23 protein-coding genes are annotated in these 24,644 nt (G+C 66.2%); 15 read left to right on the plus strand and 8 right to left on the minus strand.

Annotated features, from left to right (window positions below; genetic code table 11):
• The first annotated feature begins 192 nt into the window (after positions 1 to 192).
• The 8 genes from BMY29_RS21115 to BMY29_RS12880 all read left to right on the plus strand — a co-directional run bounded on the left by BMY29_RS21115 (position 193) and on the right by BMY29_RS12880 (position 6,596).
• Positions 193 to 720 carry a hypothetical protein gene (locus BMY29_RS21115; protein ID WP_160290123.1) on the plus strand — a complete coding sequence of 176 codons (528 nt, stop codon included), beginning with the start codon at positions 193 to 195 and terminating at the stop codon, positions 718 to 720.
• A gap of 92 nt (positions 721 to 812) precedes the next feature.
• Positions 813 to 1,874 carry a glycosyltransferase family 4 protein gene (locus BMY29_RS12850; protein ID WP_049991800.1) on the plus strand — a complete coding sequence of 354 codons (1,062 nt, stop codon included), beginning with the start codon at positions 813 to 815 and terminating at the stop codon, positions 1,872 to 1,874.
• A gap of 115 nt (positions 1,875 to 1,989) precedes the next feature.
• Positions 1,990 to 2,721 carry a selenium cofactor biosynthesis protein YqeC gene (gene yqeC / locus BMY29_RS12855; RefSeq protein WP_049991801.1) on the plus strand — a complete coding sequence of 244 codons (732 nt, stop codon included), beginning with the start codon at positions 1,990 to 1,992 and terminating at the stop codon, positions 2,719 to 2,721.
• 182 nt (positions 2,722 to 2,903) lie between these two features.
• On the plus strand, positions 2,904 to 4,685 hold the full coding sequence (locus tag BMY29_RS12860; RefSeq protein ID WP_049991802.1) for an aldehyde ferredoxin oxidoreductase family protein: 1,782 nt from the start codon (positions 2,904 to 2,906) through the stop codon (positions 4,683 to 4,685).
• A complete protein-coding gene (locus BMY29_RS12865; RefSeq protein WP_049991803.1) occupies positions 4,682 to 5,461 on the plus strand; it encodes a DUF7124 domain-containing protein in 780 nt (259 codons plus the stop codon). The genes BMY29_RS12860 and BMY29_RS12865 overlap by 4 nt, the downstream gene beginning before the upstream one ends.
• A 141-nt stretch (positions 5,462 to 5,602) precedes the next feature.
• Positions 5,603 to 5,863: a hypothetical protein gene (locus tag BMY29_RS12870; protein WP_049991804.1), complete on the plus strand. Its 261-nt coding sequence runs from the start codon at positions 5,603 to 5,605 to the stop codon at positions 5,861 to 5,863.
• A gap of 6 nt (positions 5,864 to 5,869) precedes the next feature.
• Entirely contained in the window at positions 5,870 to 6,286 is a 417-nt protein-coding gene (locus BMY29_RS12875) for a hypothetical protein (RefSeq protein ID WP_241471323.1), read from the plus strand.
• A 130-nt stretch (positions 6,287 to 6,416) separates the two neighbouring features.
• Positions 6,417 to 6,596, plus strand: coding sequence for a hypothetical protein (locus BMY29_RS12880; RefSeq protein WP_049991805.1), 180 nt, complete (start codon positions 6,417 to 6,419; stop codon positions 6,594 to 6,596).
• Between the two features lie 21 nt (positions 6,597 to 6,617).
• Here the strand turns inward: BMY29_RS12880 and BMY29_RS12885 are convergent, their stop codons facing one another.
• Together BMY29_RS12885 and BMY29_RS12890 are read right to left on the minus strand one after the other, a co-directional pair.
• Complete coding sequence (locus BMY29_RS12885; protein WP_049991806.1) at positions 6,618 to 7,244, minus strand: TorD/DmsD family molecular chaperone; 627 nt, start codon at positions 7,242 to 7,244, stop codon at positions 6,618 to 6,620.
• A gap of 5 nt (positions 7,245 to 7,249) precedes the next feature.
• Complete coding sequence (locus tag BMY29_RS12890) at positions 7,250 to 9,403, minus strand: hydrogenase iron-sulfur subunit (protein ID WP_049991807.1); 2,154 nt, start codon at positions 9,401 to 9,403, stop codon at positions 7,250 to 7,252.
• Between the two features lie 243 nt (positions 9,404 to 9,646).
• Between BMY29_RS12890 and BMY29_RS12895 the strand changes: the two genes are divergently transcribed.
• From BMY29_RS12895 to BMY29_RS12910, 4 genes are read left to right on the plus strand one after another with little or no spacing between them, the layout of a single operon-like run.
• Entirely contained in the window at positions 9,647 to 12,877 is a 3,231-nt protein-coding gene (locus BMY29_RS12895) for a molybdopterin oxidoreductase family protein (RefSeq protein WP_074854749.1), read from the plus strand.
• Between the two features lie 9 nt (positions 12,878 to 12,886).
• Entirely contained in the window at positions 12,887 to 13,561 is a 675-nt protein-coding gene (locus BMY29_RS12900) for a 4Fe-4S dicluster domain-containing protein (RefSeq protein ID WP_049992318.1), read from the plus strand.
• Positions 13,558 to 13,968 carry a hypothetical protein gene (locus tag BMY29_RS12905; protein ID WP_049992317.1) on the plus strand — a complete coding sequence of 137 codons (411 nt, stop codon included), beginning with the start codon at positions 13,558 to 13,560 and terminating at the stop codon, positions 13,966 to 13,968. The genes BMY29_RS12900 and BMY29_RS12905 overlap by 4 nt, the downstream gene beginning before the upstream one ends.
• Positions 13,965 to 15,011, plus strand: coding sequence for a cytochrome b/b6 domain-containing protein (locus tag BMY29_RS12910; protein WP_049992316.1), 1,047 nt, complete (start codon positions 13,965 to 13,967; stop codon positions 15,009 to 15,011). Before BMY29_RS12905 ends, BMY29_RS12910 begins: the two co-directional genes overlap by 4 nt.
• Before the next feature lie 338 nt (positions 15,012 to 15,349).
• On the opposite strand, the gene BMY29_RS12915 is transcribed toward BMY29_RS12910, so the two are convergent.
• Positions 15,350 to 15,748 (minus strand): hypothetical protein, encoded by a 399-nt coding sequence (locus tag BMY29_RS12915; protein WP_049992315.1) that lies wholly within the window; start codon positions 15,746 to 15,748, stop codon positions 15,350 to 15,352.
• A gap of 107 nt (positions 15,749 to 15,855) precedes the next feature.
• Here BMY29_RS12915 and BMY29_RS21120 point away from each other — a divergent pair, with 107 nt between their 5' ends.
• Positions 15,856 to 16,032 carry a hypothetical protein gene (locus BMY29_RS21120; RefSeq protein ID WP_173424962.1) on the plus strand — a complete coding sequence of 59 codons (177 nt, stop codon included), beginning with the start codon at positions 15,856 to 15,858 and terminating at the stop codon, positions 16,030 to 16,032.
• A 255-nt stretch (positions 16,033 to 16,287) separates the two neighbouring features.
• Here BMY29_RS21120 and trpB read toward each other — a convergent pair whose 3' ends face one another.
• A complete protein-coding gene (gene trpB, locus BMY29_RS12920) occupies positions 16,288 to 17,439 on the minus strand; it encodes a tryptophan synthase subunit beta (protein ID WP_074854751.1) in 1,152 nt (383 codons plus the stop codon).
• Between the two features lie 140 nt (positions 17,440 to 17,579).
• Here trpB and BMY29_RS12925 point away from each other — a divergent pair, with 140 nt between their 5' ends.
• On the plus strand, positions 17,580 to 17,924 hold the full coding sequence (locus BMY29_RS12925; RefSeq protein WP_241471313.1) for a DUF7553 family protein: 345 nt from the start codon (positions 17,580 to 17,582) through the stop codon (positions 17,922 to 17,924).
• Between the two features lie 56 nt (positions 17,925 to 17,980).
• On the opposite strand, the gene BMY29_RS12930 is transcribed toward BMY29_RS12925, so the two are convergent.
• The 3 genes from BMY29_RS12930 to BMY29_RS12940 all read right to left on the minus strand — a co-directional run bounded on the left by BMY29_RS12930 (position 17,981) and on the right by BMY29_RS12940 (position 22,260).
• Positions 17,981 to 19,672 carry an NADH-quinone oxidoreductase subunit D gene (locus BMY29_RS12930; protein ID WP_049991426.1) on the minus strand — a complete coding sequence of 564 codons (1,692 nt, stop codon included), beginning with the start codon at positions 19,670 to 19,672 and terminating at the stop codon, positions 17,981 to 17,983.
• A 615-nt stretch (positions 19,673 to 20,287) separates the two neighbouring features.
• Complete coding sequence (locus BMY29_RS12935) at positions 20,288 to 21,169, minus strand: DUF7958 family protein (RefSeq protein WP_241471312.1); 882 nt, start codon at positions 21,167 to 21,169, stop codon at positions 20,288 to 20,290.
• An 86-nt stretch (positions 21,170 to 21,255) separates the two neighbouring features.
• Positions 21,256 to 22,260, minus strand: coding sequence for an eCIS core domain-containing protein (locus BMY29_RS12940; protein WP_241471311.1), 1,005 nt, complete (start codon positions 22,258 to 22,260; stop codon positions 21,256 to 21,258).
• A 529-nt stretch (positions 22,261 to 22,789) separates the two neighbouring features.
• Here BMY29_RS12940 and BMY29_RS12945 point away from each other — a divergent pair.
• Complete coding sequence (locus BMY29_RS12945) at positions 22,790 to 23,734, plus strand: phosphatase PAP2 family protein (protein WP_049991424.1); 945 nt, start codon at positions 22,790 to 22,792, stop codon at positions 23,732 to 23,734.
• A 120-nt stretch (positions 23,735 to 23,854) separates the two neighbouring features.
• Here the strand turns inward: BMY29_RS12945 and BMY29_RS12950 are convergent, their stop codons facing one another.
• Complete coding sequence (locus tag BMY29_RS12950; RefSeq protein ID WP_049991423.1) at positions 23,855 to 24,610, minus strand: prolipoprotein diacylglyceryl transferase; 756 nt, start codon at positions 24,608 to 24,610, stop codon at positions 23,855 to 23,857.
• Between the last annotated feature and the right edge of the window lie 34 nt (positions 24,611 to 24,644).

The following is a 24,644-nucleotide window of genomic DNA, read 5'->3' on the forward strand; positions in this document are numbered from 1 at the left end:
CGGACTCGAGGGGGTAGTCGTTTCGGTCGGTGCAATCGCCTCGCGAATCGAGCGACGACCGGTAGGGGCCGGTTATCCCGCATCGACCGGTGCGGCGCGATCGAACGAGGTGACGCCGAGAGCCGCGCAGTTCGCCGGGAGCGGCGGGATGGCGGCGCTTAACAAAACCGACGAGCGTAGCCGAGGCGATCGATGGCAGGAGAGACAGACCCGTCGCCGGTGGGGACCGTCCTCGCGACGACCGCGCTCATCCTCGTGGCCTTCGGGCTGACCGTCGCGGTCGTCGGCCCGGGGCTCTTCGCGGACGACACGGTCGAGGACTCCGAGACCGCGAGCGAGGCCGACTTAGAGCAACTCGACTCGCTGCAGGTCGGCGGCGACGACCGGGCGGCCGGCGATACCGGGGACGCGGACGACGAGGGGAGCGGCGAGCCCGAGGACGATGCGGACGACGGGGATGATGTGGACGATGAGGACGAGAGCGACGAGGACGAAGACGACGAAGAGGACGATGAGGACGATGAGGATGAATCAGGGGACGACGATGGAGACGAAGAGGACGACGGTGGTGACTCCGAATCCGACGATGGCGACGACTCGGACGAAGACGACAGTGAAGACGACGAGGATGACAGCGAAGATGACGACGGAGACGAAGATGAGGACGACGACGAAGACGGCGATGACGAAGACGGCGATGACGACGAAAGCGATGAGTAGGTCGATCGAACCGAACGACCTCGACACGCGCGGCCCCGTCGGCGACGGAAACGAGTAGGGTTTTTATCCTCTCGCTCACATTCAGCGAGCAGATGCACGTCGCGTTCGTCTCGTTCGAAACGGTCCACCACCGCGATACCGAGACGAACCGGCGGTTTCAGACCGTTATGGACCTCCTCGCGGACCGCGGCCACGACGTCCACTGTTACTGCGCCGGGTTCTGGGCCGGCGAGGAGTCGACGTTCGAGCGCGGCAACGTCACCTACCACGCGGTCTCGACCGGTCTCGAGGCCGGAGCCTCGTTTCACCTTCGGCTACCGTTCGTCCTCGCGGCCGCGGGACCCGACGCGATCCACGCCGGCGCGCGGCCGGCGAGCCAGGTGCTCGCGGCCAGGTCGGGCGCAGCGCTCGCGCGGGCGCCGCTGATCGTCGAGTGGTACGGCGACGGCGGTGTCGCTGACACGCGGTGGACCGGGCTCGCGACGGGCCGGCCGGACCGAATCGTCGCGCCCTCGGAACTCGTCGGGACGTGGGTCCGGGAGCGCGGCGCCGACGGGAACATCGTCACGACCGTCCCGAACCCCGTCGACTGCGAGCGGATTCGGGAGGGAGAGACCGGCGAGGAAGTCGACGTGATCTACGCCAGGCGGCTCGACGAGGGGGCCAACCTCGAGAGCCTGCTGCTCGCGCTGGCCGAGCTTCGGGACCGCGACTGGTCGGCCAAGGTCGTGGGCGACGGGCCCGAACGGGACGACTACGAGCAGCTGGCGAGCGATCTCCGGATCGACGATCGGGTGACGTTCACCGGAGAGCTGTCGCTCGACGAGCGGATCGCGGCCTACCGCGGCGCGCACGTCTTCGCTCAGACGGCCGAACACTGCGTCTTTCCGACGGAGATGCTGCGTGCGCTTTCCGCCGGCTGCGTCGGCATCGTGGAGTACCACGCGAACTCGAGCGCCCACGAACTCGTCGAGGGGTGGGACCGGGGGTTCCGGACCACCAGCGAGGTGGAACTCGCCGAGGCCATCCTCGACGGGGGCAACCTCGAACACCGCGAGTACGACGATCGGTTCGCCGACTACGACCGGTCGGCGGTGGCCGACCGCTACCTGACGTTGTACCGGACGCTGCGGGACGAACACGGCGTGTTGTAGTCGGAACCGGTTCGGACGAGTCGATCGAATCGGTCGGAGCACGTCGGGACTCGAGTCGCGGGCCTGGTCGTCGCCGAACGCGCGTTACAAGTGCTGTTATCTCGTTGACCCCGATATGAACCTCGTTGAGGCGCTGGACGCGGCGGGGAACGTGACGTGCGTCGTCGGCGCGGGCGGTAAGAAATCGACCCTCTATGCGCTCGCGGACCGTCTCGAGCGGGCGGTCGTGACGGCGACCGTTCGCATTCCGCCGTTCGAGGAGCACGTGGCCGCGGTGCACGTGACCGAGCAACCGCGGGAGGCGCTCCGCTCGGTTCGGGAGTGGCCGATCGGCCTGGTTCGAGCGCAGGAGCGGCCGGACCGATACCGGGGGTACGAGACGACCACCGTCGACGACCTCGCGACCGCGACCGAACGCGACGGCGTCTCGATCGTCGTGAAGGCCGACGGCGCGCGGACCAGGTGGTTCAAGGCGCCGGCCGCGGACGAACCCCAGTTGCCGGCCGCGGCCGACGTCGTCGTTCCCATCGCGAGCGCGAAGATCGTTGGGGAGCGACTGGACGACGAGCACGTCCACCGACCCGAGCGCGTCGCGGCCATCACGGGACTCGATCGGGGAGATCGAATCTCGGCGACGGACGTCGCGACTATGCTGACGAGCGAGCAAGGCGGGTTCAAGGATGCTCCCGACGGCGCGACTGTTATTCCGCTCCTCAACATGGCCGATACCCCCGACCTCGTGGAGACGGCGCGCGAGATCGCGGACGAGATCCGCGAGCGACGGGCAGTCCCGCGCGTGGTGATCACGCAGTTGACCAGCGACAGTCCGGTCGTCGACGTCGTCTGACCGGCCAGGGGCGATCGGTCACCGGCGATGTCCACCGACCACGGGTCGCCGACCGCCGATCCGAACGGACCCGACGTTCTCTTCTTCCCGTTCGTGGCAGAACGCTGTCCTATCGGCCGCCTCAGCGGCCGACGAGCTAGAAACGCTTAATGGTTCGAGGCCGTTTACCGTCACGGGACTTCATGGGAGAGGGCGACCGCATCGTTCGCGTCGATCTCGCGAACGAATCCGTGACGAGCGAACCGGTGCCCGAGCGGTGGCTACGGAACTACGTCGGGGGAAAGGGCCTCGGCGCCAGGTACCTCTACGAGGAGGTCGGCGCGGGCGCGGACCCGCTGGGGGACGAGAACGTTCTCCTCTTTCTCACCGGGCCGCTGACCGGCTACCTGCCGGGCGAACAGCGGTACGTCGTGGTGACGAAATCGCCGCTGACGGGAGCGTTCTTGGACTCCTACGCGGGCGGGTCGATGGCGGGTCGACTCGCCGGCTCCCTGGGCGATCACGTCGGCGTGCTCGTCACCGGACGGGCGGATCGACCGGTCGCCCTCTCGATCGCCGACGGCGAGGTCTCGATCGAGCCGGCCGACGACTGGTGGGGCCTCGACGCCCGGGAGACCGACGAGCGCACGCCGGACGCGGCGGTCGCGTGTATCGGCCCCGCGGGCGAGAACGGCGTCGCCTACGCCACCATCGCCTCCGACGGCGGCGACCACCACGCCGGCCGCGGCGGCGCGGGCGCGGTCATGGGCGCCAAGCGCCTGAAAGCGATCGTCGCGCGCGGCGAGTCGCCCGACCCTGACGAGGACCTCCGGGAGCTCCGCGACCGGTACGAGACCGCGTTCGCCGACGACGACACCGGCCGCTGGCACGCCGCCAGCGAGACCCTCGAGACGCTCGACTTCGCGAACGAAGTCGGCGTCCTCCCGACCCACGGCTGGCAGGAAGGCACCTTCGAGGGCGCCGATGAGATCGGGATCGAGGCCGTCCGCGACGCCGCTCACGAGCGCGAGCGCGAGGACGACCCCGTTCCCGGCGGCTTCCGCGTCGCGGGCGACGACGGCGACAGCGTCCCCCGCGGCTCGACGCCGATCGCGCTGGGCGCGGGCCTGGGCATCGACGACTTCGACGCCGTCGCGGCCCTCGGAGCGATCTGCGATCGCCTGGCGCTGGACGTAATCTCGGGGGGCAACGCGGTCGCCTGGGCGATCCGCGCGAGCCAGGAGGAGTACGTCGACCGCGACCTCGAGTTCGGCGACCAGGCGGCGGCGCGCGAGCTCATCGAGGAGATCGCGACGCGATCGACGCCGCTCGGGGACGCGCTCGCCGACGGCGTCGAGGCGGCGGCCGAGACCTACGACGCGCCCGACCTGATCCCCTCGGTGAAGGGGATGGAACTGCCGTCGTACGATCCGCGCGGGGCGGCGGCGATGGCGCTCGCGTACGCGACGAGCGATCGGGGGGCCTGCCACCGGCGGGCGCGCCCGGTCGAGACCGAAGCGGTCGAGGGCGACTGGACGACCGCCGAGCGCGTCGACCGGGTCATCGCCGAGCAAAACCGGCGGGCGGTCCTCTGGAGCCTCATCGCCGACGACTTCGTCGGCGACGCGCTCGTCCCCGACCTCGGCGCGGAGTTGCTCGCCGCGGTCGGCCGCGACTACGAGCCGGACGACCTCCGGCGCGTCGGCGAACGCGTCTGGACGCTCGTCCGGCTGTTCAACGTCCGCGAGGGGTTCTCGCGGGCGGACGACGAACTCCCGGTGAACCTGACCGAACCGCTCGAGGGCGGTCCGAACGACGGGGCCGCTGTCGCGACGGACTCCTTCGAAGCGATGCTCGACCGCTACTACGCCAGCCGCGGGTGGGACGAGCAGGGGCGGCCGACCGAGGAAACGCTCGAGCGGCTCGGCCTGGCCGACCTCGCAGCCGATATACCCGCGGCGACCCAGAGAGGTGATACGGAATGACCGAACGAATCGATCTCGACGATCTCGACGTCGAGACCGAGGATGACGAAACCGAGGAATCGAATCCCGGCGACTGGTTCTGGCGCGGCGAGGGCGATCCCGACGCCGAACCGACGACCAGGTGGTCCGAATCCGAACCGGACCGCGAGGCCGGCGAGACCGGCGAGACCGGCGAGGCCGCGAGCGACGCCAACGGAGCGACCGCCGGCGAGACGGGGAGCGACGAGTCGGGCGGCGACGCGCCCGATCCCGCGTCGCAACCGGCACCGCGCGTTCCCAGGTCGGAGGCGCAAAAGCCCGCCGGGATCCCGACGAGCGGCGGCGGGGCGGGCACGGGCGCGACCGGAGAGAGGAGAGAGGGGGCGGCCAGCGGGCCTCGGCCCGCGGGTTCGGCCGCCGAAGGCCCCCACGGCGGCGGCGTCGACGACATGACGATCGCCTTCACCTACCGGGCGGTCCAGCGGCTGGCCCATCCCGCGGCCGTCTTCGCGGACGCCTACGGCTGGTCCGACTGGATCGGAATCGTCGGCGACGTCGGGACACCGGCAATCACGAAGTTCCAGCGCGAGTACAGCGTCGACGCCGACTTCTTCACGGGCAGCGGCACGGACCCGAGCGAGCGGCTGCAGGAGATCGATAGGACCTCGATGTTCTACGCGGAGCGGATGCTCGTCATCGGCGTCGACGAGGACGACGAGGCGATCGCCGAGGCCGCCGACTGGGAGTACCTCCCGCTCGAGACGGCCGCGGAGAAAGCGGACTGGGAACTGGACTGACGCCGTCGCCGACGATACGATTGCGGTGTCCGTCCCGGGCCGTCGCTCCGGTGTCGGGGCTCGAATCGGTGACCTCGTTGACTCGTTTTGTCGCCCTCCGAAACGTTAATGCCGGGACGAACGACACGACTACTCGTTAGTATGGGACTTCGAACGGCACTCCGACAGAATACGGTCATCCTCGCCGGCCTACTCGCGGCCGGCGGCTGGGTCTTCGTGACCCTGCTGAACGTCTCCTCGAGCATGGGCTCGGTCACGTACGGCGACTGGATCGGCCAGAGCGGCGTCGCCGGGCTCGTCGGCCTGGTCGTCCTGCTGGCGATCGGCCTGCTCGTCGTCTCCGTCTACGCGGAACTCGGCGAGATGGATCCGCTTCCCGAGGAATTCCCGCCGGAGCAGTAATCGCGTATGACCGACGAGCACGCGGAACGGACCGCGGGAGACGTCGAGGGCGGTAGTGACGGTGACGGCGAGGGCGTCGACACCCTCTCGTTCGAGCTGAGCGACCGCTTCCTGCAGGCCGCCGACGAGTGGGGCGACTCGCGGGTTATGGACCGCTCAGCAGCCGTCGAGGAGAAGGTCGAACAGGCGCTGCTGGAGGTCGAGCACCTGCTCTCCGGCGCCGTCGAGGTCGAGTTCGAAGTCGAGGACGACGGAGCGGTCGTGACCTTCGAACCAAGCGACGAACTGGGGGCGTTCCTGGCCCGCCAGGCGCGCGAGACTGGACTCGATCCCGACCAGGTCCTCAAGCTGCACGCGGACCTGTTCGCGCGAGTCTTCCTCGACGACGATCAACAGACGGCGGAGACCCCGCCCGAGATCTGACACCGACGGCGACGATGATGGGATGGCAGTAGGAGACACCGACGGCAGCGGAAGCGGGAGAACGGCGCGGCGATCCGCCGAAATCGGAGCGAAAAGGCTTAGAGGAAACTGCTGTTAGGAGCTATCAAGAATGACGAAGAAACAGACCGACTGGCGACCGAAACCGGCGCTCGACAAGAAAGACGGCAAAGAGGCGTGGACGCACACCGGCGCCCACGAGATCAACGACGACGAGGTCGACGGGGACGTCTCGTTCCCCGAGGAACTCAAGGAGAAGGAACGGCAGAAAACGACCGAATCGTCGGAATAGAACTCGAACGCGCGAAACCGCTTAACTCACCTGTAGCGCGATCTCTTCTTCGAAGTCCGTGTAGCCGGCCAGCAGGTGACCGACCGCCTCGTAGAACGTCTCGTCGGCCTCCTCGGTGATCGCCGTCGCGCAGTCGTCGATCCAGTGCGAGAGGTGTTCCTCGTGGAAGACGCGCTGGAAGCCCAGCGCCTCCTCCCGGCCCCGCCGCTGTGAGCGGACCAGGTACCGCAGGAAGGCGAGTTCGACCGCGATGTGGTCGTTCTCCTCGGGATAGTTCTCCGGCGGGCTCCAGCCGGCCGCGCCGTAGCTCGCCTCGACCTTCGGGATTCCGTCGCCCATGTAGTCCGTGTCCTCCCGGTAATAGGTCTCGTGGGGGAGGACGGGTGGTCGCGGCCCGATGAACAGCCGCGTGAACTCGATCTCGAGGTCGTCGACGACGTCCTCGGTCGGTCGGTCCGCGTTCGCCTCGATGAACGCCTCGAGGAGCGCGAACCCCTCGTCTAACTCGTCGTTGACGCTACCCGACGGCGCGGCAATGTCGCCGTGGAGCACGTCGTCGATGAACGATTCGCCCGGTGCGTCGTGCGTCGCGGTCACCAGGAACTCGACCAGGTCGAGCCGGGCCGCGTACAGCGCTTCCATATCCATACCCATCAGTTTCCACCCCGGTTGTACAGGAGCATCGATCGACAGTCCGAACAGTAGTCGAAGATGCTCCCCTCGGCCTGGGGCGCCATGCCGGAGACGAGGTCGCCGACCTCGTCCTTGATCCGCTCGGCGGACCGCTCGCTCGTGAACTCCGTGCCGCAGTTCTTACACTCGAGCATCGTCCCCTCGAAGACGGTCGACCAGGCCGGATCGTCGTCGGTCGCGGCCGCGCCCTCGCTCGCCTGGTTCTCCGGGAGCAGGGAGAGGTGGAGTCCGTCCTCGACGGTGATCGCGTCCTCGATGCAGCCGTCCTCGCAGAGCCCGCAGTTCACGCACCGCTCGTGGTTGAACTCGAGACCGGTCCGGGTCCGACGGAGCGCGTCGGTCGGACAGAGGTTCGAACACGTCGGCGTGAGCGTGCAGGCGTCGCTGACCTCGACGCGGCCGAAGTCCTTCAGCCCGCGGATCACGTCGCGTTCGGGGTCGACGTGCTCGAGGATCGCGCGGACGCTCTCGAGCGTCCAGGCGTGACTGTCGAAGGCCGGGTTCTCGCGCTCGGGGTCGTCGATCTCGCCGGTCGCCTCGTGGTCGCCGGCCGGTACCGGCGAGCCGTCGAGACCGGCAGTGAACGACGAGAGGTCCTCGACGAACGTCGCCGGCGCGTCGGGATCGGGCGCGAAGAACGCGACCCGATCGTCGAGACCCAGATCCCCGGTCGCGCGGTTGACTCGCTCGACGAGTTCCGCCTTCGGATCCGGCCCGGAGTGAAGACAGCTCCCGCCGCAGCCGACGATGGCAACGCCGTCAGCGCCGGCCGCCAGCGCGTGCATCACGTGCGCCTCGCCGACCGTGTCCGTACAGTTTACGCGCACGGGGAGGATCGGCGGGTACTCGACCTCGGCCTTCCCCGACGCGGCCAGGCGACCGTACTCGCGCAGGGCGTCTTCGGCCTGCTCCGAGCAGACGAAGGCGACGATGGCCTCGTCGAGTCCGGAGCCGCCGCGACCGGGGATCCAGCTTTGGTTCACGTCGTCGGGCGTGAGCAGCGCCTCGACCTCGCGGGCGATGCGCTCGTTCGAGGGTTCGCGGAGTTGCGTCGCGCCGGTCGGGCACGAACTCGTACAAGCCCCGCAGTTCTGGCAGAGTTCGGGGTCGAACTCGACCTCGTCGATCCGCGAGCGCTCGACTGCGTCGTGGGGACAGGCCTCGACGCACTCGTTACAGCCCACGCGGCTGGAGGCGCCGGCCGCGCAGACGTCCATCTCGAGGTCGAGGAACTCCGGCTTCGTGATCCCGCCGAGCTGGTCCTCGATCGCCGCGATCTTCGCGGACGTGATGGGCGCCGTGTAGAAGCCGATCTCGCCGCCGCGGGCCGCGTCGGTCGCGGCCGGATAGACGACCTGGTCGACTTCGACGGTCCGTTCGGTGCCGTCGAGGTCGATGGCGTCGGTCGGACAGAGCTCGGGCAGCGACTCGTCGTCGACGTCGGGATCGATGTCGACGGGGTAGCTGGTGACCTTGTCCGCCGGGCCCGCGTGGACGCACTTCATACAGGAGATGCAGTCGTCGGTCACCTGCGCGCGGAGGGTGAGCTCGAACTCGCCGAAGGAGCCGTCGACGTCGACGACGCGGCCGCGCTCGATTGTCACGTCGTCGAGGTCGTAGTCGGCGTCGGCGAAGTCCCGTCCGTCGGCGATCAGGGTCACGTCGGCCGTGTCGGCGAGGGCGGCCGCCGTCTCCGGATCGCCGACGACCGCGACGCCGTCGCCGGCCTCGTGGGTAAGCGACCGGTGGATCGACTCGTTTTCCAAGCCCGCGCGACGCGCGTTGACCAGGCGCGCCGTCTTCGCGGTCGCCTCGCTCTCGCCGTGAACCCAGCCGGCGCTTTCGCGCTGGTCGACGAACTCGATGGCGTCGGGGTGGAGCCCGTGCTCGGATGCGACGTCTTGGAGTTTTTCCTGGGCGGCGGCTTCGGGACAGGTGACGATCAGCTGATCGAGGTCGTGTTCCTCGATCACGTGTTCCATCCCGGGCAACCCGTCCTGGCAGAGCATCTGCGAGCTGGCTGCGACGTCGACGTCATCGACCCCTTCGCGCGCGGCCTCCAGATCGATATTGCACGTATCGGCACACGAACAGACGAAAGACCCGACGTTCATTGACGGTGAGTACGCTGCCTCAGTAAAAGGCCTTACGTGACGGGAAGTGTTACGTCCTGAACATGCAAGCCGTTTTAGTTAGACCGATACTGTAACTCAACTATCTATTTCTCGTGTAAGTGTTGAGCAAAGGCAAGTTCGGGTTTCCGAAACTTGATTAGGAACGAAGAGTACCCCATCGTATGTTAGCGATCGGTGTAGTCGGTGCACGAACCGATACGAAACACTGCGGACAACTGTAGCATGAGTACGGAACCAGTCACGCTAGACCTCGACCGACGGTCGTTCATGAAAGCGACCGCGCTGGCCGGGGCAACGATACTCGGTAGTGGGGCAACGGGGCACGTCCTCAGCGACGACGAGGAAGAGCCGACCGGCGTTCACGACGACGCCGAGACGGCGAAAGTCATCTGCAACTACTGTTCGGTCGGCTGCGGCTTCAAGGCCGTCAAGGACGGTGACTCGTTCGTCGGGATGGAGCCCTGGAAGGAAAATCCGCTCAACAACGGCTCGCTGTGCTCGAAGGGGGCGAGCATCCTCGAGACGGAGCACTCGCCCAAGCGGCTCAAGCACCCGCTTATCCGCGAGGACGGCGAGTGGCGCAAGATCACGTGGGACGACGCCTACGAGATGATCGCCGACACGTGGGAGGACGTCCGCGAGGAGTACGGGCCTGACAGCACCATGCTGGTCGGCAGCGCCCACCACTCCAACGAGGAGGCCTACGCCTTCCGTAAGCTGGCGGCGTTCATGGGCACTAACAACGTCGACCACCAGGCGCGGATCTGTCACTCCCCGACCGTCGCCGGCCTCGCGAACACGTGGGGCTTCGGCGCGATGACGAACACGATCAACGACTACCGCAACTTCGATCTCAACATCATCATCGGGCAGAACCCGGCCGAGGCCCACCCGATCGCGATGCAGCACATCTTGGAGGGCCAGGCCCGCGGCGGGACGATCGTCTCGATCGACCCCCGGTTTACGAAGACGTCGGCCCACGCCGACCACTACTACCGGATGCGGCCCGGGACAGATGTGGCGATCATGATGGGGCTGATCAACTACCTCGACGAGCAGGACGAGCTCGACGAGGAGATGCTCTCGGATCGCGTCCACGGTTGGGAGGACGCCTACGACGAGCTCGATCAGTACGACCTGGAGACGGTCGCCGAGATCACCTGGATCGACGCGGACGACCTCCGGGAGATCGGGGACATGATCATCGAGAACAAGCCCAACGTCCAGATCGAGTGGGCGATGGGCGGGACCCAGCACAACAACGGGACCCAGAACATCCGATCCTACGCCCTGCTCAGCCTGGCGTCGGGCTCGGCGGCTCGCTCGGGCGGCGGCCTGCAGGTCATGCGCGGACACGCGAACGTTCAGGGCGCGACCGACCTCGGCGTCGACGCCGACATCCTCCCTGGCTACTACTCGGTGAGCTCGCCTGGCTCGTGGGCTCACTGGACCGACGTCTGGGACCAGAGCCCCTGGACCAGCGGGAGCACGGACTTCGACGACCTGTACAGTCGGTTCGACGTAATGCCCGAGGACCTCTGGGCGGACCTCGGAGAAACGGAAGAGACCGTCACGACCGCTCAGCTCGACACCGAGGTCCAGGACGACCTCGGCGGCGACGCGTACCGGCCGAACGAGGTGACGACCCGGTCGATGATGTTCCAGTCGGGGCTGACCGTCGCTCGCTGGTACGAGGCGGCGCTGGCTCAGGAAGATCGGCTCCACGAGTCGAATCTCTACCAGCCGAACCCGCTGAAGATGCTGTTCCTCTGGGGTCACTCGGCGAACTCCATCAGCGAGATGGACAAGCTAAAGAAGGCCATGGAGGCCCTGGATCTGCTGGTCGTTGTCGACGTCTTCCCGGCCGTTGCCGGCGGCCTGCCGGAGACAGACAACGTCCTGCTGCTGCCGGCCTCGAGCCAGTACGAGCACTACCGGTCGCTGACGAATACGAACCGGTCGGTCCAGTGGTCCGAGCCCGCCGGCCAGCCGGCGCACAACTCCAAGCCGGACCTCCAGATCATGCAGGAGCTGGCCGATCGGTTCGGTTTCGGCGAGCACTTCGACTGGGGGACCGGTGAGGAGATCCACAACGGCAAGAGCACCTACGAGGACGCGCTGCGGGAGATTAACCTCGGAACCCGCTCGATCGGCTACCAGCAGTCCCCGGAGAAGCTCCAGCAACACCGCGAATACGACTACGCGTTCAGCACCGAGACGCTGCGCGCCGAGTCCGAGGGGCTGCCGGTCAGCGGCGAATACTGGTCGCTGCCCTGGCCCTACTGGGGCGAGGGCCACACGGGCACGCCGATCATCTGGCGCGACGACATGGATCCCCGCGAGGGCGGCCACGACTTCCGCGCCAACTGGGGCACGGAGGCTCCGTCGCCCGAAGACTGGGAAGCGATGGACGTCGACAAGGAGTACCCGCTCCAGGAGACCGTCGACGAACACGGCGAAGACGGGCTCGACATGCTGCGCGAACCGTACGAGCCCGACTGGTGGAACGGGGAAGTCGAGGGCGTTCCGCAGTACCCACACTACACGACGACGCTGCCCGAGGACGTCACCGAACCCAGCCAGATGACGCTGCCGGTCGAGTACGCCTTGAGCGAGGATCACTCGCCGGCGGACGCGGCCCGGGCGCTCGTCGAGGAGCACGGCCACGAACTCGACATGGAGTTCTGGGAGCAGTACGACAACGAGCAGCCCGACCCGCCGACGGGCCGCGGGAAGGCCCGCGCGGTCGCGTGGAACTTCCTCGATACGGTGCCCGTCCACCGGGAACCGATCCAGAGCCCGCACCTCGATCTCGCCGAGGAGTGGCCGGCTAACGGCCAGCAGCAAAACGTCTACCGGCTCGACCAGAACAACGGCGCGACCCAGCAGCAGGCCACCCAGCGGGTCCACGAACAGGAGTTCGACACGATCCTCACCTCGGGTCGCCAGGTCGAACACCAGGGCGGCGGCGCGGAGACGCGGAACAACGCTCTCACCGCAGACCGCCAGCCGCACATGTACGCCGAGATCCACCCCGACCGCGCGGAGGAACTCGGCATCACGGGCGGCGAGGACGACGTAATCATCACCTCCCACGACAAGGGATCGATCCTGGTGAAAGCGAAGGTCGACTACCGACCGAACCCGAACGAGATCTTCCTGCCGTACCACTGGGGCGGCGTCGTCCACGGGAAGGACAAGACCGGCAACTGGCCGGAGGGCATGAAGCCGCTCGCGATCGGTGACTCGGTGAACCTCATCACCGCGAGCGGCTTCGACGCCGAGACCCAGATGCAGGAGACGAAGGTCGGAATGGTCCGCGTCGAGAAGGCAACCCCCGAACGGATCGAGGAGCTCGACATGGAGTTCATCGACTTCCCGCAGGACGAGGAAGGGCTCGGGCTCCAGAAACAGTACGACGTGCGAGAGCACGACATGCTCGCAGACGACTGATACGAAACGATGTCCACAAACGAATCTCAGACCGCACGAATCAGCGACGGAACGATGACCACCGGGGAGGGGATGCGGCTCTTCCCGGACGTGGAAGCGTGTATCGACTGCGGCGGCTGCGTCGTCGCCTGCAAACGAACGTGGGACGTCGGTCCCGACCGCGAGCGGATCGACATCGTGAACATGCTCGAAGGCCAGGAGGCCGACGAGGGCTACAACAGCCAGCAGACCGCGGCGCTCGACGACGGCGCCAGTCCCGGCGAGACGAACCTGCCGATGCAGTGTTACCACTGCGCGGAGGCGCCCTGCGTCTCGGTCTGCCCGACCAACGCGCTCCAGAAGAGCGACGACGGGTTCGTCGACCTGCAGGAGGACCTCTGCGTCGGCTGTCAGTACTGCCTATCTGGTTGTCCGTTCGGCGCGCCGCAGTTCCCCGAGAGCGACGAGGGCGCGGCTCAGATCGTCGGCACCGGCGGCACGATGGACAAGTGTACCGGCTGTAAGGAACGCCAGATGGCCGGCAAGGGCCCCGCCTGCGTCGACGAGTGCGCGACGAACGCCCTGCTGGTCGGGACCCCCGGCGAGATCGCCGACGAGCTCGACAAGCGCGACAGGGGCACGTTCTTCAACGACGAAGCGATGCAGGTCATCTTCGGCGACGACGCCCACCTCTTCGAATCATGAGCGAGGAACGCGCACACTCGGACACGAACGCGGACGCAGCGGACGGCGGGGTCGTCGACACCGCCGCGTTCTGGGTCTCTGCGATCGCAGGTGTCGCCGCCGCTGTCGGCGGCGTCTGGCTCTTCCAGGGCCCGGTCTACCAGACCGTTCTGCGAGTCAGGCCGACGGTCGCCGGCGGCGGCGTTGGCTCCGGCTGGGTCGCCGGCAACACCGAGCCGCTCATCAACGCGTTGCTCACCGTAATCCACTTCGCCGACGTGATCATGGGGATCTTCATCATCCTGATGGTCGTGATCCACTGGGCGGCGTTCCGACGGCTCGCCGACCGAATGCAGCCGCCGGCCAGCGCCGGGACCAGCGCGGACCGCGACGCCGAGGTCGCGACCGACGGAGGTGAGTCCCGATGACGAACCTCGATCACGGGAAGTTTTCCCGGGTGACCACCGTCTTCCACTCGTTGCTCGCGCTGACGGTGTTCTTCCTGTTCTTTACGGGATACTCCATCGCCTTCAACGCCGAGCTATGGTGGCTCGTCGAGCTGATGGGCGGGAACATCTGGGTGCTGACCGTCCACCGCCTGGCCGGCTTCATGCTGATCGTGTTGACGGTCTTCTGGGTGCTGTACATGCTGTTGCGCCCGTCGAGCCGCTCGAACTTCGGCGACGTCCTGCCGGACCTCAAGAAGGATCTGGCCGCGTTCATCCAGGACGTCAAGTTCGCGCTTGGCTACGCCGACGAGCGCCACCCCAACGCCAAGCAGTTCGCCGGCTACAAGGCCGACGAGGTGCCGCTGCTGTCGTACGTCGGGAAGGGTGTCATCGCCATCTTCACCGTCGAGCTGGTCCTGCTGATGATCTCGGGCCTGCTCATCTGGCAGAAGACCTGGCTGATGACGTTCTACAACACGCAGTCGGTCGTCATGGGCTTCGTCGCCTTCCACGGGCTGCTAGGCGTCATCATGTTCATGGGCGTGATGTTCCACACCTTCGAACACGCCTGCCATCCCGCCTTCTACCCGGTGGAGATGAAGGCGTTCCTCCCGAAGGAGTCGACGCCGAACTTCCACGGTGATCCCGACGAGCACGAAACGACCGGGATCGAGAACCTCCGGCTCAAGCCGACCTGGAAGTGGGCGACGAACATCTTCGGCGCGATGGTCATCGTCGGCATCGCCGGCGTCCTCGCGGGCAGCATGACCTACGGCGGCTACCCGGTCCCCGACACGCTGGTGTTCAACGAGGGGAACATCTTCCGGACGATCGCCATCAACATCGGCGTCCTGGTCCTGTTCATCGGGCTCGCGCTCTCGATGTACGGGAACATCCTCCGGATCCGGTACGAGCGCCAACTCCGCGAACGGAGCGACGAGCGCGAGCCGGCCGACCAGGCCGACCCCGAACCCGACGCCGAGAAGATCGCCGCCGACGGCGGCCAGGCGACCGACGAGTAGTCGGTTGCTGACCCTGATCGCCGACGGCTGACCGAGCCGCCGTCCGCCGACGTTCGGACGGTCGTATTCTCACCGTTTCGATCCGTTTTCGCGTTCGTTCCGCGATTCGCCTGCTCCTTCGAGTAGGAGCGAGTATCGTCCCATATCACTGCATTCGACGGGATAGCGCTCGGGAACGCTATCGTCCCGGACCCGTCGCTACCGATCGCATATCGTCGAGAGCGTGCCACGAAAACCCGAGAGGGGCCCGAACCGCGCGTCTCGTCGGTACCGGGGAACCGAAATCGGGACCCGCCGAGGAACTGAGAGCGACCCTCCCCGACCGCGACCGTCGGACGTCAGGAGAGCAGTTCCGCGCTCTCCGAGGACAGTTCGACCGTGACGTCCTGCCTGGTCTGGTCGGCGATCTGGTCGATGTTCCGCGTCAGTACTTCGAGGACGTCGTCGGGATCCGGATACACCAGCATGTTGCCGTCGGCGTCCTCCATGACGAGCTGGGTGTCGTTCATCTGGATCTGGTCCTGTTCGATGCTCGCGACGTAGACCGTCAGGGCCTCGGCACCGCCGTTGTCCCCCTCCTCGACCATCGAAACGTACAGCGAGTCGATCCCGATGAGGTCTTTGTACTCCCGGATCCGCCGAGCGCAGGCGACCATGTCCTTCGTAATCGCCGTCTTCCGGGGATTGCCGTGCTCGCCGTTGTAACAGTGCTTGCAGACCCGCAGTTCCATCCGCATGGTAGTCGACCTAGCAAACGAGCGTATTATAATCGTTCGGTCGCAGGGTCGCAGCGCCGCGCCGGAAACTCCCAAGCTTTAGTAGGAAATACCCACAGTATCCGGATATGGCATCCTATCTGGCATACAGCGCACTCGTCATACTCTCGCTGATCGGCTGTATGGTCGCGCTGGTGGCGACGACGAAAGACACCGCTGGCGGCTTCGGCACGAAAGGCGACGCGGTCCTCGCGGCCGTCGTTCTCGGATTCGCGATCGCGACGATCGGAACCTCGGTCTTCTAAGCCGAAGCCGGCGGACTACGGCGAGTCGAACCCGCGCTCCGAGCGTAGGGTGGAAGGCGGCTCTCTGTTGGAATCGGCATCGAAACGAGACCCGAGATGCTCCACGGATTCTTCTCTGCGCGGCTGATTGAGTTGCGGATGGGTATGCCCCCGTCGATACGACGGCGACAGCGTCACCGGGTCGGCGACATCGCCGACGATACCAGTTGTCCGCGCCGTCGCGAGCGGCGTCGGCCATACCCGCCGCTGACCGACTCAGAGGTCGAACTTCGCGGCCGCCGTCTCCATGTCCTTATCGCCCCGCCCCGAGAGGTTCACGAGGATCGTGTCGTGTTCGCCAGCTTCGGTCAGTTCGATCGCGCGGGCGACCGCGTGGCTGGACTCCAGCGCGGGGACGATCCCCTCGGTTTCGCTCAGTTCGCGGAAGGCCGCCAGCGCCGCGTCGTCGGTGATCGCCTGGTACTCGCAGCGACCGACGGCGCGGAACATAGCGTGTTCGGGACCGACGCCGGGGTAGTCCAGGCCCGCGGAGACGGAGTGGACGTCGACGTCGTCGTCGATGACCCGCGTCTTCATCCCGTGGATTACGTCGTCTTTGCCCGCCGCGAGCGGGGCGGCGTGGCGGTTCGAGTCGGCGCCTTCCCCGCCGCCTTCGGCGCCGTAGAAGTCGACCTCGTCGTCGCGGAACGCATGGAAGAGTCCGATCGCGTTCGAGCCGCCGCCGACGCAGGCGACCGCCGCGTCGGGCAGGTCGCCGGTACGCTCGCGGATCTGCTCGCGAGCCTCCTCGCCGATGACGCTCTGGAAGTCCCGGACCATCCGCGGGAACGGATCGGGACCGACGACGCTACCAACCAGGTAATGGGTGTCCTCGACGTTCTCGGCGAAGTCCTCTAGCGCGGCGTCGACGGCGTCGGCCAGGCCCTCGCCACCGCGGGTGACCTCGTTGACCTCGGCGCCCATCAGCCGCATCCGGAAGACGTTCATCGCCTGGCGCTCGGCGTCTTTCTGCCCCATGTAGATCTCCGTGTCGAGGTCGAGCAGGGCCCCGACCATCGCGGTCGCGGTGCCGTGCTGACCAGCGCCGGTCTCCGCGATGAGTCGGTCGCGGCCGGCCTGCTTGGCCAGCAGCGCCTGGCCGAGGCAGTTGTTGATCTTGTGGGCGCCGCCGTGGAGCAGGTCCTCGCGTTTGAGGTAGATGTCGGCGCCGTAGCGATCGCTCAGGTTGCGCGCGTAGTACAGCGGCGTCGGGCGGCCGGCGAACTCCTCGAGCAGGTCGCGCAGTTCGGTTCTGAATTCCTCGGTGTCGGCCACGTCGTCGTAGGCCGCCGCCAACTGGTCCAGCGGCTCGCGAAGCGGTTCCGGCACGTGTCGCCCGCCGTACCCCTCGAACTCTCCGTTAGACATACGCCGGTGGATAGCGCTCACACCCTGAAATAGGTTCGGTGCGGTCGCCCGCGGAGGCGTCCCGGACGCCGCGAGCGTCGGCGGCCGGAACCGTCAACGGCAGGCCCGGACGCTACCCGTTCGGGCGGTCGAATGCCGATATGGCAGACGAGACGTCCGATCGCGAGCGCGATCACGATCCCGACGACCATCTGAAGCGGGTCCGCGAAGGGCTCCAGCAGGCAACCGACACCGCGGACCGGACGGTCGAGTCGCAACTAAACTCGATCACCGCGGGCGTGTTCGAGGAACAGGAGGGTCACCTAACCCAGCCCGACCCGGGACCGAAGCGGGATCGGATCGCCGAAGTCGCCGAGAAACTCGACGGCCTAGCGGACCAGGCCACCGGCGAGACGCGCGACCACATTCTGACCGCGCGCGAGCACTGTCGGGCGTATCTGGCGGAAGGCGGGGGTGACGAACAGCCGCGGAACGAAAGCGAGTGAGCGGGGCGGGCGGTTCGGTCGGGGAAAGGCGGGATGGAGTCGACGCTCGGCGACGCTCAGCGATCGACGCTGCCAAGCACGATGTCTAAGCTGCCGAGCGACGCGATCAGGTCCGCGACGTACTCGCCCTCGGCCATCTCGGGCAGCGCCGAGAGGTTGTGGAAGCAGGGGCTGCGAATCTTGAACCGGGCCGGCGAGTTCGAGCCGTCCGCGCGGATGTAGATCCCGAGTTCGCCCTTCGCGCTCTCGACGGCGCGGTAGGTCTCGGTCCCCGGGTCGGGCTTGAGCGTCCGCGGGACGTTGCTCTGGACCGTCCGGTCGTCCTCGGGCCAGTCCTCGACGAGGTCCAGACACTGCTCGATGATCTTCGCGGACTCCTCGATCTCGTGCATCCGGACGAGCATCCGCGCGTGGTTGTCGCAGCCCTCCTCGGTGACGACGTTCCAGTCGAGGTGCTCGTAGTAGCCGTAGGGGTCGTCGCGGCGGAGGTCGTAGTCGATCCCGGAGCCGCGGGCGACCGGCCCTGTACAGCCGTAGTTTTTAGCGACCGCCGGCGCTATGAAGCCGGTGTCGATCGTCCGCTTCTGGAAGATCTCGTTGCCCGTGATCAGGGCGTGGTACTCGTCCATCTTCGCGGGGAGGGCGTCGAGGAAGTCCCGACACTTCTCGATGAACTCCTCGCGGGGCTCGGGCAGGTCCCACGAGATTCCGCCCAGCCGGAAGTAGTAGAACATCATCCGCTGGCCGGTCAGGTCCTCTAAGATGTCCTGGATGACCTCCCGGTCGCGGAAGGCGTACTGGAAGATAGCGGTGAAGTCGCCGAAGACGTCGAGCGCGAAGGTTCCGAGCGCGAGGAAGTGGCCGAGCATCCGGCCGAACTCGGTCGACATCGTCCGCAGAACCTGGGCGTATTCGGGAACTTCGATGTCGGCGATGTCTTCGATCGCGCGGGCGACAGCCCACTCGTTAGGGAGGTTCGCCGTGTAGTCCCAGCGGTTCGAGTACGGGATGATCTGGTGGCGGTAGGTGCCCTGCTGGCACATCTGCTCCTCGCAGCGGTGGAGGTAGCCGACGTCGGGCTCGACGTCTTCGACCGTCTCCCCGTCCAACACCGTCTCGAGGTGGAGGACGCCGTGGGTCGCCGGGTGGTGGGGCCCGATGTTGATCATCATCGTCTCCGACTCGGGGGTACGGTGGCTCTGTTCGAGCGGGTTCGCGTGTTTCGTATACTGGACGACCTGGGGCTTGTTCTGGTCGTAATCGAGCGAGAGGGGGTGCCCCTGCCATGACTCGGGGAGGAGGATTCGGGTGAGGTTTGGGTGGCCTTCGTATTCGATGCCGACCAGATCGTAGGCCTCGCGCTCGTGCCAGTCGGCCGTCCGGAAGACGGGTTCGGCGCTCTCGCAGACGGGATCGGCCGTCGGCAGCGGGACGACCAGCGTCACCTCGTGGGTCCGCCGGTCGTATTTCGTCATGTGGATGATCGACTCGTAGCGGTCCTCGTACTGCTGGGGCGTGATACACGAGAGGTGGTCGAACCCCGCCTCGTCGCGCAGCAGGCGCAACACCTCTTGAACGTCGTCGGGTCGAATCACGAAGGCGGGCGCGTTCTTGTGATCGTCCCGCCCGATCGCGTACTCATCGAGCAGGGCCTCGAGTGCGGCCTCGTTGACGCCCTCCTCGCGGCGGTGGTCGTACTCCGGATCGATGCGCTCGTGTTCGGGCTCGGGCTCCGTTGTCTCACTCATAGGGGTCCCCTCGACGCGCCGACGACGGCGGTCGCTTCCAGAGGCTACACTTGACGGGGAAATGAGGGTTTTGTCGGGTTACAGTGACCCTCTATCGAGCGGGAACATTACGGATGTCACAGGTGAACGCCTTCGCGTCGGTCGCTTCGGCAGCGTTCGCGCCCGTATGGATGCGGCCGTCCGAGAAGTTACGCACATCCGGTTTTCGAGCACGCTGGATGTCGCCCGCAGCGATACCCGAACGGGTTCGGATCTCAATCAACTATCTACGCTGGGCAGCGCGTACGCAACGTCCGACTGGTCTAGCGAGACGGGTCGTGGTTCCATCTGGCTGGAACTGGGACGGCCGACACTGCCGCTTTGGCACCGCCCGTGGATCGCCGCCTCCTCGACGAGTACAGTAACTTGTTCGGAGCCAGGTCGCATACCGAGACGGCAGCTGCTCCCATCGAAGTTGTCGCCTGGAGACCGATCATCGATAGCCCGGGATCGAGCTATTACAGTCGTGATAATCCTCGTAGCAGTCGAAGTGGCGGTACTTTTCGACGAAGTCGTAGTCACCAGACCCGAGCATACGGAACGGCTCGGGCGGGTCCGCACTCATCCCCATGTGGTTTAAATGAAGGCTGTTTTCTCCGTTGGATCGATATAATTCGGATACATCTCGAGTCGGTTGTATTGCTCTGCGGCTTCGAAATCACCGTATCCGAGGATCTGGAACGGTTCCGGGGGTTCGAGCCCCATTCGGATGAAACAGTCACGGACCTGGCATGCCAGATTGTGGTTGAGATAGTCTCGAAACTCGTCGAACGTGGCGATGTCCATTACGGGCAGTTCGATGCGCGTATCGGGTTCACGGTCGAACGGTTCCACAGATTCGGTGACGTGTTCTTCGCCAGCGTCGTCGATGTACGCCATGTGTACCGATGAGACGCCACCGAGCTGGAGTCCATCCGAGAGGCTTACGTTCTCATCGGCGGCGAGTTCCATAAGCTCCTGAGAGAACCGTTCCCACGTTTCGAGATCAGTTGTCGTCGGCTCCTCGAGCGACCGTGTCTCGATTGGCGTTTCGGTGAGATCCAGGCCGTATCGACCGGCCAAATTTTCGGCCTCCTCGTGGAGAGCAGTTTCGAGGGGATCGAGACCGAGATAGACGTGCTTGCGGTAGAGAACTGATTCGGAACTCGAGGCCGCCGATGGAACGTCGATCACGCGGTCGACGGTCGCATCCTCGTAACTCCGGAGTTGCTGGTAGAGATCGCCGAAGTACTGCTCGAACGCCGACTCAGAGAGCCCAGCGATGGCGATGCGAACGGCATTGAGTCGCTCTGGATGGATACGCGGAGGGACCGTATCGTAGCCACGCTCGAGATAGACGTAATATTGGGCGAAGCGGCGCGCTTGCTCATTGAACTCGTTTTCTTTTGGAGTTCTAGATATTGCTTTGTCATCATATTCGTTACATTGATGAAACTTGATCTGGCCGTCGAACTCCATTTCGATTCGATGTTTTTCCCCATTGTTGTCTATTACATGAAGTCCAACTCGATGATCGTCTTCGCCAGTGATTTTTGCCTTCATAATTAACTAAGTCCCCGTGATCCACCACCGTAATCAGCTCCACCGAACCGCTGGCGCAGCTTTTCGTCGATCAAATCTTCAATCCGCTCTTTGGCACCACCGAGTTGAGTGAGGTTGACTTCGGGGATGCCAGTGTTGGAGATCGTCTCTCGACCTTTCCCCCAAAGTTTTCCATAAAGGGTCTTTCCGACATCAGACATTGCACCGCTGACAAGTGACCCGAGTACCGGGTTTGCAGTCGCAGCAGTGACACCAAGACCGATAGTTCCACCGACGATACCTTGCCCGGCCGCTTCGCCGAGAACGTCGACTGGCCCACGCTCGGTGTTGACTGCGGCGAACAATCTCGTCTGGTTTTCCTTGATTGTGCGAACTTCTTCAGCTAGCGCCTCGGGTTTAGCTTCGACTTCGTCCACGACCAGTTCACGGGACTCCTCCTCGCTGCCGCTCATAAGGGGGAGACGATCAGAAATAGCCATCCGCTGAACGTGCACGTCCGTCCCCAGTCGGTTGACCACCAGCGGCTCGTCACCCGACAGCGCTTTCGCCGCGGCTTCATCGGCCTCGCGCTCTAGCTGGGGGTCAGGATCGATCTCGAGATCGGCATTCGACTTCGGCATCATGCTGATCGCCGTACCGGTCTGCTGACGGACGTGGGCCAACTCGTGGGCCAGCAGGAACTGCCCTTCCGGGCTTTCCGGATCGTATTCGCCGGCATTGAAGACGATGTCCTTCCCGCAGGTGAACGCCTTCGCGTCGATCGCGTCGGCGGCTTCGGCGGCTTTCGTGCCCGTGTGAATATAGACGTTCGAGAAATCCGCATCCAGACGCTCTTCGAGGGCGCGTTGGATCGGATGATCCAACGACCGGCCGCCCTCGCTGAGGACCTCGAGGACCGTGTCGGGAACGTCGCCCTGGGTGGTGTCGGTCCCACTGAGGGCTCGCTGGACGTTGTATTCGCTGGGCGTCGGTGCCGGCGCAGTCCCGCCGATGTCGCACGCTGCCATCGGGTTCCCGCCGTACAACTCGTCCGGGTTCGGTCCGTGGACGTCCACCACGCCAGGCTGGTCGCTACTCGCCGCTCGTGGCCGCGACTCCGCAGTCGTCCCGTGACTCGTCCGCTGGACCGTCGTCGACTCAGTTGTCGTCTCCGTCTTCGTCGCCGACGACTCCGTCGCTCGTTCGCGCCGCTTCTTCGAGCCCATCTACCGCCCCTCCGTTTCGATTCGACTGGTGACCGGACGATCAGCTCTCTCCTGCTGAGGCATTTTTCTCCGCTTTTGGTGGCGGTAACATAATATTTTCTCTTGGGTTGACGATTGTCGAACGACGATCGAATCTGGCCGCCCAGTGAAGTAGGCAATCGCAGGCTCGATGGCTGTCGAGCAACAAACCGCCGCTGACGACAACGCCTCGGTTACGTCGTGGATCGGCCGTGAGACTGATCGATCCGCCTTGCCGAAACCATCGACCGATCAGCCGACCGCCGCGGCCAGGCGGAACCGTTTAAGTAGTCCGTCCGACGTAACGTGAGGTATGTCTCGCGGGATCGGCTGGTATGAGATGTTCCGAGAGTTCGTCCCCGAATGGGCCGTCGTCGTCCTCGGGCTCGTGACCCAGCTCGGCGACGTCTGGTTTCTCGGCGCGCTCCTCGGCGTCGTTTACTGGGTGGCGACGGAGCGCCGAGACGAGGCCGCCGCCGTCCTCGGCCTGGCGCTGACCGGCCTCTCGCTTATCGCCGGGTTGAAACACGTCTTCGCGCTCCCGCGGCCCGAACGCGTGCTCGCGGAGGTGGGCGCGCTTCCGGAGGCGATCCACCCGCTGTACTACGCCACCGCGACGGCAACTGGCTACGGGTTTCCCAGCGGTCACGCCATGATGACGACGATCGTCTACCTGAGCCTGGCCGAGTACCTCGCCGTCGGCACGCGCCGCCAGCGGTACGTCGGCGCCGCCGGGCTCGTGACGCTCGTCTCGTTCTCTCGGGTCGGACTCGGCGTCCACTACGTCGTCGACGTCGTCGCCGGTGCCGGCGTCGGGCTGGCCTTCCTGCTGGTCGCCTGGCGACTGCTCGATCGGTATCCATCCCACCGCGGCACGGTCGGGTTCGCGCTCGCGGTCACCGTCGCCGGGGGCGCCCTCGTCACGACCGATGCGGATCCCGACGCCGTGTTGTTGGCCGGCGCGTCGCTCGGCGCGCTCGCCGGCTGGCAACTCGCCGTCCTCGCGCGAGCGCTGGACACGGGACGGGGGCCGATCCGCACCAGCCGTCCGCTGGCCGCCAGGGCGGTTGCGACGGTCCTCGCACTCGCGTCGCTCGTCGCCGCGATCGCCGCCGGCTGGGTCGACTTTACCCCGCTGCTTACCGGGAGCGGAGCGCTCGGCCTAGTCGTCGCCGCCTTCGTCGCGACGCCGGTCCTGCTCCGCTGCGACGGCGGGGTCCGCGGTCTCGGCCGGCGTGCGGTCGCCGCCTCGCGGTAACGCTGCGCCGTCGTTCGCGACTCGATTCTCGGTCGGGACGGAGACGGGAGCCGTCGAATTCGGTCGGAACGGAGACGAGTGCCGTCGAGTAACGACGGTCGTGACGGCGGATCGGGTTGGTTATTCCTCGCTCTCGTCCGACTCGTCGTCCTCGGCCGGCTCGTCGGTCGCGTCGGCCTCCGATTCGGACTCGTCCGCCTCCGACGGATCGACCTTCATGTGGGAGGCGTCTTCCGTGGGGCTCTCGTCCGGCTCGGTGTCCTCTACCTGTGCGGGCTGGGCCTGTTCGGGATCTGGCCCGGTCGCCTCGCTGGCCTCGTCGGCCATCGCGGCGTCCGAGAGGTCGATCTCCACGTCCTCGTCGGTGTCGCGCCGTGGATCTTCCTCCTCGTCGGAATCGAGGCCCGGCTTCTGCCTGGGCTCGTCGTCCGTCTCGATGAACTCGATCTGCTCGACGGACTCCGCGTCGTCGTCGCCGGCGTCGGGTCCGCCCGCGACCTCGTCGTCGGATCCGGTGGCGGTGCTCGCTTCGTCCGAGGACTCCTTGCCCTCGGTTCCGCCCTCGACGTCCGGGACGCCGCTCGCCGCGTCGTCGCTCGATCGCCTGGTATACAGTCCGTAGCCGAACAGGCCGGTGCCGGCGATGCCGAGCGGGATTGCTCGCGATCGATTCGCTGCCAGCGCCCGGATCGCGGCCGCCAGCAGGAGTCCGCCGGCGACCATCGGGCCTGTACCGCTCGACAGCGCGGGAGTCACCATCGAAGCGACTCGGCCGGTCGGTCCCTCCAATTCCGTCAGTTCCTCGAACTCCTCGAGGTCGCCGATTTCGTCTATCGACACGTCCGTCGCCGCGTCGTGATCGTGGGGTTCACTCATCGGAAAGCCTCCGAGCGACGGGCCTGGCGGCGCC

Origin of the sequence: Natrinema salifodinae, from assembly GCF_900110455.1 — an archaeon.
Taxonomy (GTDB): Archaea; Halobacteriota; Halobacteria; order Halobacteriales; family Natrialbaceae; genus Natrinema; species Natrinema salifodinae.

Excerpts from the sequence above, each read along its gene's own strand:
- BMY29_RS21115 (WP_160290123.1), top strand. The coding sequence starts at position 193 with ATGGCAGGAGAGACAGACCCGTCGCCGGTGGGGACCGTCCTCGCGACG.
- BMY29_RS12850 (WP_049991800.1), top strand. The coding sequence starts at position 813 with ATGCACGTCGCGTTCGTCTCGTTCGAAACGGTCCACCACCGCGATACC.
- yqeC (WP_049991801.1), top strand. The coding sequence starts at position 1,990 with ATGAACCTCGTTGAGGCGCTGGACGCGGCGGGGAACGTGACGTGCGTC.
- BMY29_RS12860 (WP_049991802.1), top strand. The coding sequence starts at position 2,904 with ATGGGAGAGGGCGACCGCATCGTTCGCGTCGATCTCGCGAACGAATCC.
- BMY29_RS12865 (WP_049991803.1), top strand. The coding sequence starts at position 4,682 with ATGACCGAACGAATCGATCTCGACGATCTCGACGTCGAGACCGAGGAT.
- BMY29_RS12870 (WP_049991804.1), top strand. The coding sequence starts at position 5,603 with ATGGGACTTCGAACGGCACTCCGACAGAATACGGTCATCCTCGCCGGC.
- BMY29_RS12875 (WP_241471323.1), top strand. The coding sequence starts at position 5,870 with ATGACCGACGAGCACGCGGAACGGACCGCGGGAGACGTCGAGGGCGGT.
- BMY29_RS12880 (WP_049991805.1), top strand. The coding sequence starts at position 6,417 with ATGACGAAGAAACAGACCGACTGGCGACCGAAACCGGCGCTCGACAAG.
- BMY29_RS12885 (WP_049991806.1), bottom strand. The coding sequence starts at position 7,244 with ATGGATATGGAAGCGCTGTACGCGGCCCGGCTCGACCTGGTCGAGTTC.
- BMY29_RS12890 (WP_049991807.1), bottom strand. The coding sequence starts at position 9,403 with ATGAACGTCGGGTCTTTCGTCTGTTCGTGTGCCGATACGTGCAATATC.
- BMY29_RS12895 (WP_074854749.1), top strand. The coding sequence starts at position 9,647 with ATGAGTACGGAACCAGTCACGCTAGACCTCGACCGACGGTCGTTCATG.
- BMY29_RS12900 (WP_049992318.1), top strand. The coding sequence starts at position 12,887 with ATGTCCACAAACGAATCTCAGACCGCACGAATCAGCGACGGAACGATG.
- BMY29_RS12905 (WP_049992317.1), top strand. The coding sequence starts at position 13,558 with ATGAGCGAGGAACGCGCACACTCGGACACGAACGCGGACGCAGCGGAC.
- BMY29_RS12910 (WP_049992316.1), top strand. The coding sequence starts at position 13,965 with ATGACGAACCTCGATCACGGGAAGTTTTCCCGGGTGACCACCGTCTTC.
- BMY29_RS12915 (WP_049992315.1), bottom strand. The coding sequence starts at position 15,748 with ATGCGGATGGAACTGCGGGTCTGCAAGCACTGTTACAACGGCGAGCAC.
- BMY29_RS21120 (WP_173424962.1), top strand. The coding sequence starts at position 15,856 with ATGGCATCCTATCTGGCATACAGCGCACTCGTCATACTCTCGCTGATC.
- trpB (WP_074854751.1), bottom strand. The coding sequence starts at position 17,439 with ATGTCTAACGGAGAGTTCGAGGGGTACGGCGGGCGACACGTGCCGGAA.
- BMY29_RS12925 (WP_241471313.1), top strand. The coding sequence starts at position 17,580 with ATGGCAGACGAGACGTCCGATCGCGAGCGCGATCACGATCCCGACGAC.
- BMY29_RS12930 (WP_049991426.1), bottom strand. The coding sequence starts at position 19,672 with ATGAGTGAGACAACGGAGCCCGAGCCCGAACACGAGCGCATCGATCCG.
- BMY29_RS12935 (WP_241471312.1), bottom strand. The coding sequence starts at position 21,169 with ATGGAGTTCGACGGCCAGATCAAGTTTCATCAATGTAACGAATATGAT.
- BMY29_RS12940 (WP_241471311.1), bottom strand. The coding sequence starts at position 22,260 with ATGGCAGCGTGCGACATCGGCGGGACTGCGCCGGCACCGACGCCCAGC.
- BMY29_RS12945 (WP_049991424.1), top strand. The coding sequence starts at position 22,790 with ATGTCTCGCGGGATCGGCTGGTATGAGATGTTCCGAGAGTTCGTCCCC.
- BMY29_RS12950 (WP_049991423.1), bottom strand. The coding sequence starts at position 24,610 with ATGAGTGAACCCCACGATCACGACGCGGCGACGGACGTGTCGATAGAC.